Here is a 13113-nt window from a genome sequence, read left to right on the forward strand (position 1 = left end):
ACGCATAAAAAATCCGAAACCAAATCAACAGGTTTCGGATTTTTACACATCAGGAGGATCGGTCAATGGATCCTTAACTGATCGGCATTAGGCCCAGATGCCTCCTCTTTTTTATTGCCCCGTCCGCAGGCGAACGCTGGCCTCCTTGCCCCCTGGGGCCCCGCCCGATCCTCCCTTCCTGGGATCCGGCTCACAGGACAGGCTGCCAGATGGGGACCAGGCCACGCAAAACCAGAGGGGGTGGCTATAACTAGATGGTATGTAACAACTTTTGCACAACAACAAAAGAGGATAAGCAATGAAACCAAGCCTGTTATCCGCACTGATTGCCGTGGCTCTCACATCCGCTGCCAGCCTTCCCGCCCAGGCCAACGACTGGTATCTCGGTGGCGGCGGCGGCGTTGCCATCGGCCATGATATCGGCGATCTCGGCAAGGATGTCGACAAGAACGATACCGCCTGGAGCCTGTTCGCCGGGTACAACTTCACCGAACACTTCGGTGCCGAGCTCGGTTACCTCAATACCGGCGACTGGCAGGTCGACAACGAGCAGTTCAGCAGCCAGGGCGCCACCCTGTCCGCCATCGGCCGCCTGCCGCTCGGGGAGGTCTTCTCGCTGTTTGCCGAGGGGGGCGCCTACCTCTATCAAGTGGACACCATCAATGGTTCAGACAATGACTATGCCCCGCTGCTGGGGCTTGGCATGGGCGCCCAGCTGACCGACTGGCTCGATCTGCAGGCCCGTTACCGCTACATGTTCCGGGTCGGCGACGATGTCGACAACGGCAAGCTGAACAGCGGCACGGATCGCTGGGTGACGGATGTCAGCGTCGCCACCCTGGAGCTGGTGTTCCACCCGAACCGCCGCGCCTATGTGGCCCCCGTGGTCGCCCCCCTGGTCGCGGCGCCCGAGCCCGTCATGGTCGACAAGCGCTTCTCCCTGAGCTCGGACGTCCTGTTCGAGTTCAACAAGTCCTCCCTGCGGGCAGAGGGAAGCAGCGCGCTGACGGATCTCTACCAGCAGATAGTCGCGGTCAATCCCAAGGATGGCGAGATCACCGTCATGGGCTACACGGATCGCCTCGGCTCGGATGACTACAACCAGACCCTGTCCGAGGCCCGCGCCCAGACGGTGGCCGATACCCTGATAGGCATGGGCCTGCCGGCGGACAAGGTCTCCATTCAGGGCATGGGTGAGAGCAGCCCGGTCACCGGCAGTCAGTGTGACGGCATCCAGGCCAAGCGCGAGCTGATCGGCTGTCTGGCACCGGATCGCCGGGTCGAGGTGCGCGTCACGGGCACCCAGTCCGAGCAGGCCCCGGTGACGCCAGCGCCTGCCACCGAACCCATGGATGGCTGATCGGGCACTGTCCCTTGCGCTGTGCAAATGAAAGAAGGGATGCCGAGGCATCCCTTCTTGTTGGCTCTCCTCGTCAGAAGGAGGTGCGGCGATAGCGCCGGTACTCGGGGCGCCAGAAGTTCGCCTCTATGGCCTTGTCGATCACCTCGTCCGGAGTCTGCACCGCCTTGCCCTGCAGCATGGCGGTCTTGGCCACCATCTTGGCGATGTAGCGGGACACCTGGTGGATATCCGCCAGATCCGGCAACAAGGAGCCCTCCCCTCCCTTGACCAGGGGCGAGCACTCCGCCAGGGCGCGGCTGGCAGACATCAGCATGGCATCGGTCACCCGCTTGGCGCCGGAGGCGATGACCCCAAGGCCTATCCCAGGGAAGATGAAGGAGTTGTTGCACTGGGCGATGACGTAACGCTTGCCCTTGTACTCCACCGGGGCGAACGGGCTGCCGGTGGCGACCAGCACCTGACCGTCGGTCCAGCGGATGAGATCCGCCGGCGTCGCCTCCACCCGGGAGGTGGGGTTGGAGAGGGGGAAGATGATGGGGCGGGCGCAGTGCTTGTGCATGGTCTTGACCACCTCTTCGGTGAACAGACCCGGCTGGCCGGAGACCCCGATCAGGATGTCGGGGCGGCCGTGCTCCATCACCTCCAGCAGGGAGATGTTGTCCCCCACCGGCCAGTCGGCGATCCGCTCCACCGGCTGGGAGAGACGGCGCTGGAAGTCGAGCTGGTTGGGGATCTTGTCGGTGATGAGGCCGAAGCGGTCCACCATGAAGACCCGGCCGCGCGCCTGGGCATCCGTCAGCCCCTCGGCCTTCATCTGGGCCACTATCTGCTCGGCGATGCCGCACCCGGCGCTGCCGGCGCCGAGGAAGGCGACCCGCTTCTCACTGAGCTTGGCCCCCGAGGCCTTGCAGGCGGCGATGAGGCTGCCCAGCGTCACCGCGGCCGTGCCCTGGATGTCATCGTTGAAGCAGCACAGCTCGTCCTTGTAGCGGTTGAGCAGCGGCATGGCATTGCTCTGGGCGAAGTCTTCGAACTGCAACAGAATATCGGGCCAGCGGCGTTTGACCGCCTGGATGAAGGCGTCGACGAACTCGTAATACTCCTCCCCCGAGATGCGCGGGTGGCGCCAGCCCATGTAGAAGGGGTCATTGAGCAGCTGCTGGTTGTTGGTGCCCACATCCAGCACCACCGGCAGGCAGTAGGCCGGCGAGATGCCGCCACAGGCGGTATAGAGGGAGAGCTTGCCGATGGGGATGCCCATGCCGCCGATCCCCTGATCGCCAAGGCCCAGGATCCGCTCGCCGTCGGTCACCACTATCACCTTGACGTTTTGCTTGGTGGCGTTTTGCAGCATGTCATCGATCCTGTCCTTGTCGGAGTAGGAGATGAAGAGGCCACGGGCCCGGCGGTAGATGTTGGAGAACTCTTCGCATGCCTTGCCCACGGTCGGGGTATAGATGATAGGCATGATCTCGGTCAGGTGATCCCGGGTGAGCCGGTAGAAGAGGGTTTCGTTGGTATCCTGAATGTTGCGCAGATAGATGTGCTTGTCCATGTCGTTGCCAAACGCCATGAATTGGCGATAGGCACGTTCCACCTGCTCTTCTATGGTCTCTATGTTCTGGGGCAGCAGGCCCTCCAGGTTGAAATTGCTGCGCTCTTCGCTGGTGAAGGCACTGCCCTTGTTGAGCAGCGGGGTCTCCAGCAGGGCGGGACCGGCGTAAGGGATGTAGAGAGGACGCTTCTGATTGTTATCTTCAAACATGGTTACGTACCTTGACAATGTGGCCCCTGGATCCTATGGGCTTGGGCCAACAATTTCAAAGGGTTTACACCTGCGTTGCCACAGGTTTGCGACCCAGGCGACGAAAGGCGCCGGGGGTCTGACCAGTCAGGCGGCGAAAACGGTTCGCAAAGTTGGCGCCATCGCTGTAACCGACCCGGCTGGCCAGCTCATTGAGGGACCAGTCGGTATAGAGCAAGAGCTGGCGCGCCTTCGCCATGCGCAGCCCGGTCAGCCAGGCCATGGGGCCCATGCCGACGCCCTGCTGACAGAGACGGTGCAGGTGGGGCGGCGAGCAGGCCAGCAGGCTGGCGAGCCGGGCCACCGTCCAGGGTTCATCCAGCCGTCCCTCCACCAGGCGCTGCAGATGTTGCAACCGATCGAGGGAGCTGCCCCTCGTCTCTCCCCGCAGCACCCGGGTCAGCAGGGCCAGCAACAGGGAGAGCAGCTGGGGTTGCAGGGCGGAGCGGCTCCCCTCCCTGTGCATCAGCTGCAGCAGATGGTGCAGCGACTCCCCCTCGTCACTGACCCGGCAGTGATGGCCCAGCCGGTGCAGATGGTGCCAGCGCGGCACATCGTCGAGCAGGATCCAGCTGATGCGCCAGCTATCGCCATCCAGGCGAAAGCCACCGGGCAGGGCGGCGGGCAGAAACACCAAGGCCCCGGCCGGGATGGGGCGCTCCCCCTGCTCGGTCAGCAAGACGCCCCCCTCGCTGTGGCTGATCAGCAGGATGTGAAAGGCGGGGCGGTTGCGCTGGATCAGGTAGTGCTCCCGCAGCTCCGAGAGCCCGGTCAGGAAGATGCCGGCCTCCCCCAGCAGGGGCAGCCCCTCCCGTCCCAGCATCCGCTCCTCGCAGGCCGGGGCAATTTCCAGACACTCACGGGCAAACATCTTGCGCCTCCCAATCGATGCGGTGTCGACACTGAATCGACAATGGATAGTTTTGCACAAAGAAGACGATAGCCGCTCACAGCGGTCATTTCAGCAACAGCGCTTATGATACCGGCCATCCACTTTGGCTTTCCAGCACCCGGTTAACAGCGATGAACTATTGGCAAGCGATTTTCAAACAAACCACCGACAAGGCGTTCATGGCCAGGCTGTGGCGCCTGGCCCTGCCCGTCTCCCTGCAATCCATGATGTTCTCCCTGCTTGGCCTCATCGACATCATGATGGTGAGCCAGCTGGGGGCGACCGAGGTCGCCGCCGTCGGCTTGGGCAACCGGGTCTTCTTCTTCAACCTGCTGGTGATAGCCGGCCTCTCCGGCGGCGTCTCCGTGCTGGCGGCGCAATACTATGGCCGCGGCGACATGGGCGGGGTGCGCCGGGCCCTCACCCTGGCCCTGCTGGGATCCCTGCTGGTCAGCCTGCCCTTCGCCCTGCTCTATAGCTTCTCCCCCGGCAGCGTGCTCGGCTTCGCCAGCCAGGATCCCGTGCTGCGCCCCCTGGCGGATCACTACCTGATGATCACCGGGGCCACCATCCTCTGCACCGCCCTGGTGGTGCCCCTGGAGGCGGCGCTGCGCTCGGTGGGCAACGCGGCGGCCCCGACCCGGATCGGGATCATTGCCATCATCGCCAACGTCATCCTCAACTATGCCCTCATCTTCGGCCACTTCGGCGTCGAGGCCATGGGGGTGGCGGGCTCGGCCTGGGGCACCACGCTGTCGCGCCTGCTGCAAACCGCCCTGCTCATCGGCTATGTGATGCACAAGGAGGGGCGCCTGCTGCCCCGTCGCCCCGACTGGCTGCTGGCCCTCTCCCCCAGAGAGGTGCGCCGCTTCGTGCTGATCGCCCTGCCCCTGCTGCTCCACGACGGGCTCTGGGCCTTCGGCATGCTGCTCTACGGCTTCCTCTATGCCCACCTTGGGGTCGATTCCCTGGCCATCATGACTACCCTCGGGGCCCTGGAGGGGATCCTCATCTCCCTCTTCTTCGGGCTGGCGGTGGCCTGTGCCACCCTGCTCGGTCACCGGCTCGGCGCCGAGGAGTACGAGGCCGCCTGGCAGGAGTCCCAGCTGCTGCTGATGCTGGCACCGTTTGGTGCCCTTCTGGTCGGCCTCTTCGTCTGGTTCATGCAGGCGCCCCTGCTGCTCTGGATTGGCAACCTACCCGCCGACCTGCTGCCCGAGGCAGGCCAGGTGCTCGGCATCCTCTGTCTGGGCATGCTGATCAAGGTGTTCAACATGGTGGGGATCGTCGGGGTGCTGCGCTCGGGGGGCGACGTCAACTACAGCATCCTCATCGACATCATCGCCATGTGGTGCATAGGGCTGCCGCTGGCCTGGCTCGCGGTGAGCTGGCTCGGCTGGCCGCTGACCTGGGTCGCCGCCGTGGTGCTGCTCGAGGAGGTGAGCAAGATGTGGCTGGTCCAGCGCCGGGTGCGCCGCCGCCGCTGGCTGCGCAACCTGGTCATCAACTAGGTCGCGCCACAGGGCACAAGTTGCAGCAAATCAAAGAGTGGCCTGGCTCCCCGGTGTATGCTGATGGCCGATACTGTGACGGACGGCCCCAGGGCCGGCCCAGGTTAGGAGAGAGACGATGCAGACACAAAGAGAGACCCTGAGTCAGGAGGCCCTGCTCACCCTGGCCAACGAGTTGATCCGCAGCCACGAGGACTTCATCCACGGCATGCGCGCCGACGCCGTGGAGCAGCGCGGGGACGTGCTGGTGTTCAAGGGGGAGTATTTCCTCGACCAGGATGGCACCCCCACCCCCAAGACCATGGCGGTGTTCAACATGTTCAAGTACCTGGCCCACCGGCTCTCGGACAAGTACCGGCTGGCCTGATGGCAAGAGGGGATGCCATGGCATCCCCTCTTCGTCCCGCCCGCCTCAGGCGACCCGCGGCGCCACCGCCTCCGGCCCCACCACGCAGTTGCGGCCCGCCACCTTGGCCTGATAGAGCCGCTCGTCGGCCCGGTTGAGCAGGCTCTCCACCGATTCGGATGGCTGCATCATGGCCACCCCTATGCTGACGGTCACCTCCAGCAGCTCCTCGCTGGTCGGGCTCTTGATGAAGCGCGCCTCCACCGCGAGCCGCAGCCGCTCGGCAAACTCCCTGGCCTGTTTGGCCCCCTCGCAGCGAGGCAGCAGGACGGCAAACTCCTCGCCGCCATAGCGCCCCAGCACCATGCCCGGCTCCAGCAGCTCCGCCAGGCTGGCGGCCACCTCCTTGAGCACCGCATCCCCCGCCAGGTGGCCGAAGGTGTCATTGATCCGCTTGAAGCGATCGAGATCGAGCAGCAGCAGGGCAAACCCTTGCTGCTGGTAGAGAAAGCGGGCACGGGCCTGCTCCAGCCGTTGCATCATCAGGCGCCGGTTCATCATACCGGTCAGCTCGTCGGTGGTGGACTCCCGATAGAGCTGCAACAGCATGTTGAGCTGGCCGCACTGTACCCAGGCACTGGCCAGGGCAAACAGGCACAGCAGCCAGAACTGATCCAGGCTGGCGGCGCCGAGCAGGGGTTGGCCCAGCAGCAGCCAGTTGCCCCCCAGCATGGCCAGCAGGATGCAGGCCGCCAGTTGCAGGCTGAGGGAGAGGGGCACGGGGAAGATGGCAAACAGGCTGACGAGCAGATAGGGGAAGGCGCTGTAACCCGCCTGCAGCGGCTGATCCGGCCCGAAACTGGCCAGACAGAACAGGGAGAACAGCATCATCACCGCCATCAGGTAGCCGAGTGCCAGCTTCATCCGCTCCCGGCGAAAGTGGATCAGGTAGGAGAGCGGGATCAGCGGGGAGAGGGCCAGCAGGCAGAAGGCCCGCGCCTTGAGCAGCAGACCGAACTGCGCCTCGTCCAGGGTCAGCCAGTCCACCAGACCCCAGGCGGGAATGCCGACCATCAACAGGCAGGTGAGCAGTCGCAGCCTGACCGTCATGAACCCCATCCGGGTCAGGGTAAAGTCTTCCGAGTGGGCGCGGGCACTCCAGCACTCCGACAACGTCAGCATCCAGCGTCTCCAGATCGCAAAGAGGGCTTATTTTACGCCGATGTGCGATAAAAAACCCGGATCATCCAGCGGTTTTTGCCGATCGGGCCGGACGCAAACCGACGGATCATATTATCGGCACGCAAACGTTTCAACCTCGCGACAAATAAACCCGTTGAGCGCCATTTGTCGCTGGATCTCCCCCCTTCAGTCACTACAATAGCCGCCAAAATTTCTCCCCCCAGCACACAGAGGTATTTATGGAACAGGCTGTTCCCCAGCGCGCGACCGATCAGTCCGAACGACGCCCCCACCCGGATCTGGTCTATGGCATCAACGAGGTGCCTCCCCTGCCCCAGACCCTGTTCGCCGCCCTGCAACACATGCTCGCCATGTTTGTCGCCATCATCACCCCGCCCCTCATCATCGCCAATGCCCTCGGCCTGCCCGCGGACGACACCCGCTACATCGTCTCCATGTCCCTGGTGATGTCCGGCATCGCCTCCTTCATCCAGACCCGCCGCCTCGGTCCCGTCGGCTCGGGACTGCTGTCGGTGCAGGGCACCAGCTTCAACTTCCTCGGCCCCATCATCGCCTCCGGCCTCGCCCTCAAGCAGGCGGCCATGCCCACCGAGGATCTGCTCGGCACCCTGTTTGGCACCATGCTGGTCGCCGCCCTCACCATGGTGGTGCTCAGCCGCTGCCTGCATCTGGTGAGCCGGATCATCACTCCCCTGGTGACCGGCATCGTCGTGCTGCTCATCGGCCTGACCCTGATCAAGGTGGGCCTCATCAGCATGGGGGGCGGCTATGGCGCCCTGGCCGACGGCAGCTTCGCCAGCCACTCCAATCTCTTCCTCTCTCTACTGGTGCTCGGCCTCATCGTGCTGCTGCAACGCAGCCACAACCCCTGGCTGCGCCTCTCCGCCATCATGATCTCCATGCTGGTCGGTTACGGGGCCGCCCTGCTGATGGGCAAGGTGCAGGCGCCAACATTCGAGGGGCCGCTGCTGATGATCCCGCAGCCGCTGCGCTATGGCCTCGGCTTTGACTGGCAACTGTTCGTGCCGCTCGCCATCATCTTCGTGGTGACGGCGCTCGAAGCCATCGGCGACATGACGGCCACCTCGGATGTCTCGGGGGAGCCGGTCAGCGGTCCCCTCTACATGAGCCGCATCAAGGGCGGTGTGCTGGCCGATGGCTGCAACTCCATGCTGGCGGCTCTCTTCTCCACCTTCCCCATGTCCACCTTCAGCCAGAACAACGGCGTCATCCAGCTGACCGGGGTCGCCAGCCGCCATGTTGGCCTCTTCATCGCCGCCATGCTGGCCCTGCTCGGCCTGTTCCCGGCGGTGGCGAGCCTGGTGCAGCAGATCCCCGAACCCGTGCTCGGCGGCGCCACCATCGTCATGTTCGGCACCATAGCCGCCGCCGGGGTGCGCATCATCTCCCGCGAGGAGCTGGACCGCCGCGCCCTGATGATCCTCGCCGTGTCGCTCGCCATGGGGCTGGGGGTGGCGCAGGTGCCAGAAGTGCTGCAGCACCTGCCTGAACTGGCCAAGAGCGTGCTCTCCTACGGCGTCGCCACCGGCGGTCTCACCGCCATACTGCTGAACCTGCTGCTGCCCAAGGGGCGCAAGCGCCCGGTCTGATCCCTTCATCCGGCCAGGTAAGGCCCCGCCTGCGGGGCTTTACCTGGCTCTCCATCGCGGGTACTGTGCTGGCCATCCCCAGCGTCAGGATGCCTTCATGCCCTACCCCCTGCTTCCCCCTCTGCCCGGCGGCCAATCCCCCGACCAGATCCTGGCCGAGGAGCAGCGCTGGCTGCGGGAGTGCGCCCGTGACGGCGAGCCCAGAGCCCTCCTCTGGCAGGCGCCCCAATGCCTCATCGTCACCCGCAAGGATACCAGGCTGCCCCGCTATCAGGCGGCCTGTGAGCGGCTTGCAAGGGAAGGCTGGCCTGTGTTTGTGCGCGACAGCGGCGGCACCGCCGTGCCCCACGGGGCCGGCATCCTCAATCTCTCCCTGCTGCTGCCCCGCACCACCACGGATCTCGCCCATTATTACCGGCTGCTGGGGGCGCCGCTGCTGGCCCTGCTGGCGAAGTACGGCCTTGCAGGGAGTTATGACTTCGTGCCCGGCTCCTTTTGCGACGGCCAGTACAATCTGGTGATCGGGGGCAAGAAGGTGACGGGCACCGCCCAGCGCTGGCTGGCGCCGGGCCAGGATCACGACGGCGCCGTCTTGGCCCAGGCCATGCTGCTGGTCGAGGGGGACGTGGATGAGGGCACCCGGATGGCGAGCCGCTTCTACGAACTGGCGGGTGGGGAGCTGCGTTTTGTGGCCGGCACCTCCACCACCCTGGCCCATTGCATCGACTGGCGAGGCAGGCCCGGTGAGCTGGTGGCATTGGTGCAACAACGGCTGCACGCCCTGCTGGCCGGCCAGCCGCCCCTCTGACACCGCCCTGAACCCGTCAGCGGCCCTCTGAGCCTCACAGATACGGTGCCAACAAAAAAGCCACGACCGAGGTCGTGGCTTTTTCATTTCCGCGTGGTGTAGAGGCAGGGCCAGGCCGTCTGCGGCTCGGACTCTGACTCTGTATCCCGGTCCCGACGGAAGCAATGGATGCGGGACGCGGCGATCACCACAGGACCCCTCGCAGAGGATCAGGCCGTCTGCGGCTCGGGCTCGGATTCTGTATCGCTGCTCCGACTGAAACAATGGACGCGGGGCGCGGCGATCACCACAGGACCCTCGCAGAGGATCAGGCCGTCTGCGGCTCGGGCTCGGACTCTGTATCGCTGTCCCGACCCCGACGGAAGTAGGCCCGGGTCTCGGCGATCACCACATGGCGCAGGCCGATGAGGCCGATGAGGTTGGGCACCGCCATCAGGCCGTTGACGATATCGGCCAGCAGCCAGATCAGATCGAGATGGAGGAAGGCCCCGCTCGCCACCAGCGCCAGATAGACGAGGCGATAGGGTTTGATGGCTTTCACCCCGAACAGATACTCGGTGCAGCGCTCGCCGTAGTAGTTCCAGCCGAGGATGGTGGTGAAGGCGAAGAACAAGAGGCCAATGCTCACCAGATACTGGCCGATCCAGGCATCCAGCCCCTGGGCGAAGGCGGCGCTGGTCATGGCGGCGCCGCTGAGCTCGCCGCTCCAGGCCCCGGTCACCACCAGGGTTAGCCCGGTCATGGTGCAGATGATCAGGGTATCGAAGAAGGTGCCCGTCATGGAGACCAGCCCCTGCTCCACGCAGGAGTTGGTCTTGGCCGCCGCCGCCGCGATGGGGGCCGAGCCCAGGCCAGACTCGTTGGAGAAGACCCCCCGCGCCACCCCGGACTGGATCGCCAGCATGATGCCGGCGCCGACGAAGCCGCCGGTGGCCGCATGGCCGGTGAAGGCGCTGTCGATGACCAACATCACCGCCTCGGGCAGGGCGCCGGCGTTGTTCACCAGCACAGCGGCGCAAGCGAGGATGTAGAAGATGGCCATGAAGGGCACCACCTTGCTGGCCACGCTGGAGATGGACCGAATGCCTCCCAGGGTCACCAGGGCCACAGCCAGGGTCAGCACCACGGCGGTCGCTTCCCGGGGCACCGAGAAGGAGAGGCTCATGGCGTCTGAGATGGCATTGACCTGGGGGAAGGTGCCGATGCCGAAGAAGGCGACGCCAATGCCGAACAGGGCGAACAGCCTGGCAAGCGGCCTGGAGCCGAGCCCCTTCTCCAGGTAGTACATGGGGCCGCCGGCCATCTGGCCGTTGGCGTCGGTCTGGCGATACTTGACCGCCAGCAGGCACTCGGCGTACTTGGTGGCCATACCGAACAGGGCCGCCATCCACATCCAGAACAGGGCGCCCGGGCCACCGAGCTTGATGGCGGTGGCGACCCCGACTATGTTGCCTGTGCCTATGGTGGCCGAGAGCGCGGTGCACAGGGCGGCGAAGCTGGAGACGTCTCCCTGTTGCCCCTGGCCCTGATCGCGGCCAAACACCAACCTGAGGGCGAGCGGCAGCCGCACCAGTTGCAGCAGGCCGAGGCGAAACGTGAGATAGACACCGGTCCCGACCAGCAGGATCAGCAGGGGCGGGCCCCAGATAAAACTATCGATGGCGGTTAACGCCGAGTGAATTGATGACATGCATCCTCCTTAAAAAACATAAATTAAGGAGGAGAAGGATGATCTTCCCAAATAGCCGTGCTCGCCAGAGGCGATCGGATGTGGGCAAGGCCCGGGTACAACCATCCCATCCCCTCTGTCCTTTTGCCTGAGAGTTTCCGGCCTGAATATCATGGATAAACAAGGCCTTGCTCCTTCGGCGCCCGATTGAACGGGTCTCTCCAGAGTATCGTCCAGTAGCAGTCCACACCGGTTGCCCGGTACCTGAAAGATTCACTTCTTCGGTGGATGGTTACCCATCGCTCTCCTGCTACCTTCATCCGAACTAGTTTTGGATTAGGAAGCGGCATAGTAATCCAAAATATTGTGAGCTGTCTCGCAACAATCCCATTTTTTCGCCCTTGGCCCCCACATCCGGCCAAACGTAAATAGATTGTTAATTATCAGATGGTTAGACCGCTTCTCATCAGAGCCCGCCTCCCCCCTCTTCCTCCTCTCTTTTTTCCTGGGATATCAATTTTCCCTTTCGTCTCGACCAGAAAAACTTGCCGACATAGCCAATCAAAATGCTTGCATGACAAGTCAATAAACCGATAATTGCGCGCATATCCAAGCAGCAACCATGGATGTTATGCAGCCTGCTGGATAGGTCCCTTCCGGACCGCTCGCCTGAGCCGGCCGTTGCCGTCTCAACAAACCAAGGCTAGGGCAGACCCGCCCCCTAAGGATGATCAAAAGACAATGAAAGAGACCCTTGTGGCACAAGATTACCGCCAGCTGGTTGAACAATTCGGATCCCCCCTGTTGCTGCTCGACAAGGCCGCCGTGCGCCGCCAGTATCGGGCCCTGTCTGCCGCCCTGCCCGAGGTGCGGTTGCACTATGCACTCAAGCCCCTGCCCCACGAGGCGGTCGTTTCCGTGCTCAAGGAAGAGGGAGCCTGTTTCGATCTGGCCACCAATGGCGAGGTGGATCTGGTGCGCTCACAAGGGGTGCGGCCGGGCCGCTGCATCCACACCCACCCCATCAAGCGCGACAGCGATATCCGCTATGCGCTGGAGTATGGTTGCACCGTCTTCGTCTACGACAATCCCCTGGAGCTGGAGAAATTCCTGCCCTACAAGGACGAGGTGCAGCTGCTGCTGCGGGTCAGCTTCCCCAATCCCCACACCAAGGTCGATCTCTCCAAGAAGTTCGGCTGCACCCCGGAGCAGGCCCTGCCGCTGCTGCAACTGGCCCAGGCCAAGGGGATCAAGGTGATGGGACTCTCCTTCCACGTCGGCTCCCAGGTGCCCAATAGCGATCGCCACGTACAGGCCATCGATGCCTGCCGCGACATCATGGAGCAGGCCTGGGCGCTTGGGCTCAAGCCCTGGGTGCTGGACATCGGCGGTGGCTTCCCGGTCGACTATGATGGCGGCGAGTTTGACATCGACGGCTTCTGCGCTCCGATCCGCGCCGCCCTGGCCAAGCTGCCCGCCACCGTGCAGAAGATTGCCGAGCCGGGCCGCTTCATCAGCGCGCCGGCCATGACCTCGGTCGCCAGCGTGATGGGCAAGGCCCACCGCGGCGACAAGATCTGGTACTACCTGGATGATGGCCTCTACGGCAGCTACAACGGCCAGCTCTACGATCACGTCACCTACCCGGTGAGCACCCCCTATGCCCGCGGCGAGCTGCACAATGCGGTGCTGTCCGGCCCCACCTGCGACAGCGTGGACGTGATCCGCGATGGCATCATGCTGCCCGACCTCGAGATCGGCGAGCTGGTGATCGGCAGGGTGATGGGGGCCTATACCTGGGCCTCGGCCTCCACCTTCAACTTCTTCCCCAAGGCCAATATCCTGATCCTCGACAGCGCGGCCCAGGGCCAGAAGCTGGTGGCCGTCGCCTGAGACGGACCGGCCCA

General features: G+C 64.1%; 10 protein-coding genes and 1 riboswitch. Of the genes, 6 read left to right on the plus strand and 4 right to left on the minus strand.

Going from position 1 to position 13113, the window contains the following annotated elements; all coding sequences use genetic code 11:
* Positions 1 to 298: 298 nt before the first annotated feature.
* Positions 299 to 1360 (plus strand): OmpA family protein, encoded by a 1062-nt coding sequence (locus ACW5W4_RS16285; protein ID WP_456690088.1) that lies wholly within the window; start codon positions 299 to 301, stop codon positions 1358 to 1360.
* A 73-nt stretch (positions 1361 to 1433) separates the two neighbouring features.
* Here ACW5W4_RS16285 and ACW5W4_RS16290 read toward each other — a convergent pair whose 3' ends face one another.
* Both ACW5W4_RS16290 and ACW5W4_RS16295 read right to left on the minus strand, forming a co-directional pair.
* Complete coding sequence (locus ACW5W4_RS16290; RefSeq protein WP_427263314.1) at positions 1434 to 3128, minus strand: NAD-dependent malic enzyme; 1695 nt, start codon at positions 3126 to 3128, stop codon at positions 1434 to 1436.
* Positions 3129 to 3192: 64 nt separating this feature from the next.
* Positions 3193 to 4038: a helix-turn-helix domain-containing protein gene (locus ACW5W4_RS16295; protein WP_456690089.1), complete on the minus strand. Its 846-nt coding sequence runs from the start codon at positions 4036 to 4038 to the stop codon at positions 3193 to 3195.
* Between the two features lie 152 nt (positions 4039 to 4190).
* Here ACW5W4_RS16295 and ACW5W4_RS16300 point away from each other — a divergent pair, with 152 nt between their 5' ends.
* Together ACW5W4_RS16300 and ACW5W4_RS16305 are read left to right on the plus strand one after the other, a co-directional pair.
* A complete protein-coding gene (locus ACW5W4_RS16300) occupies positions 4191 to 5570 on the plus strand; it encodes an MATE family efflux transporter (RefSeq protein ID WP_456690090.1) in 1380 nt (459 codons plus the stop codon).
* 118 nt (positions 5571 to 5688) lie between these two features.
* Complete coding sequence (locus ACW5W4_RS16305) at positions 5689 to 5937, plus strand: YciN family protein (RefSeq protein ID WP_041993640.1); 249 nt, start codon at positions 5689 to 5691, stop codon at positions 5935 to 5937.
* Between the two features lie 45 nt (positions 5938 to 5982).
* Here the strand turns inward: ACW5W4_RS16305 and ACW5W4_RS16310 are convergent, their stop codons facing one another.
* A complete protein-coding gene (locus ACW5W4_RS16310; RefSeq protein WP_456690091.1) occupies positions 5983 to 7098 on the minus strand; it encodes a GGDEF domain-containing protein in 1116 nt (371 codons plus the stop codon).
* Between the two features lie 239 nt (positions 7099 to 7337).
* Between ACW5W4_RS16310 and ACW5W4_RS16315 the strand changes: the two genes are divergently transcribed.
* Positions 7338 to 8729, plus strand: a complete 1392-nt coding sequence (locus ACW5W4_RS16315) for a nucleobase:cation symporter-2 family protein (protein ID WP_456690092.1) — start codon at positions 7338 to 7340, stop codon at positions 8727 to 8729.
* A gap of 97 nt (positions 8730 to 8826) precedes the next feature.
* Complete coding sequence (locus tag ACW5W4_RS16320; protein WP_456690093.1) at positions 8827 to 9537, plus strand: lipoyl protein ligase domain-containing protein; 711 nt, start codon at positions 8827 to 8829, stop codon at positions 9535 to 9537.
* A gap of 307 nt (positions 9538 to 9844) precedes the next feature.
* On the opposite strand, the gene ACW5W4_RS16325 is transcribed toward ACW5W4_RS16320, so the two are convergent.
* Positions 9845 to 11227 carry an alanine/glycine:cation symporter family protein gene (locus ACW5W4_RS16325; RefSeq protein WP_456690094.1) on the minus strand — a complete coding sequence of 461 codons (1383 nt, stop codon included), beginning with the start codon at positions 11225 to 11227 and terminating at the stop codon, positions 9845 to 9847.
* 105 nt (positions 11228 to 11332) lie between these two features.
* A riboswitch (glycine riboswitch) is annotated at positions 11333 to 11441 on the minus strand.
* A gap of 506 nt (positions 11442 to 11947) precedes the next feature.
* On the opposite strand from ACW5W4_RS16325, the gene ACW5W4_RS16330 reads away from it, so the two are divergent.
* Complete coding sequence (locus ACW5W4_RS16330) at positions 11948 to 13099, plus strand: type III PLP-dependent enzyme (protein ID WP_456690095.1); 1152 nt, start codon at positions 11948 to 11950, stop codon at positions 13097 to 13099.
* Positions 13100 to 13113 lie beyond the last annotated feature (14 nt).

Source organism: Aeromonas crassostreae (assembly GCF_054052445.1).

Coding starts and splice junctions, on each gene's coding strand:
- ACW5W4_RS16285 (WP_456690088.1), top strand. CDS start 299: ATGAAACCAAGCCTGTTATCCGCACTGATTGCCGTGGCTCTCACATCC.
- ACW5W4_RS16290 (WP_427263314.1), bottom strand. CDS start 3,128: ATGTTTGAAGATAACAATCAGAAGCGTCCTCTCTACATCCCTTACGCC.
- ACW5W4_RS16295 (WP_456690089.1), bottom strand. CDS start 4,038: ATGTTTGCCCGTGAGTGTCTGGAAATTGCCCCGGCCTGCGAGGAGCGG.
- ACW5W4_RS16300 (WP_456690090.1), top strand. CDS start 4,191: ATGAACTATTGGCAAGCGATTTTCAAACAAACCACCGACAAGGCGTTC.
- ACW5W4_RS16305 (WP_041993640.1), top strand. CDS start 5,689: ATGCAGACACAAAGAGAGACCCTGAGTCAGGAGGCCCTGCTCACCCTG.
- ACW5W4_RS16310 (WP_456690091.1), bottom strand. CDS start 7,098: ATGCTGACGTTGTCGGAGTGCTGGAGTGCCCGCGCCCACTCGGAAGAC.
- ACW5W4_RS16315 (WP_456690092.1), top strand. CDS start 7,338: ATGGAACAGGCTGTTCCCCAGCGCGCGACCGATCAGTCCGAACGACGC.
- ACW5W4_RS16320 (WP_456690093.1), top strand. CDS start 8,827: ATGCCCTACCCCCTGCTTCCCCCTCTGCCCGGCGGCCAATCCCCCGAC.
- ACW5W4_RS16325 (WP_456690094.1), bottom strand. CDS start 11,227: ATGTCATCAATTCACTCGGCGTTAACCGCCATCGATAGTTTTATCTGG.
- ACW5W4_RS16330 (WP_456690095.1), top strand. CDS start 11,948: ATGAAAGAGACCCTTGTGGCACAAGATTACCGCCAGCTGGTTGAACAA.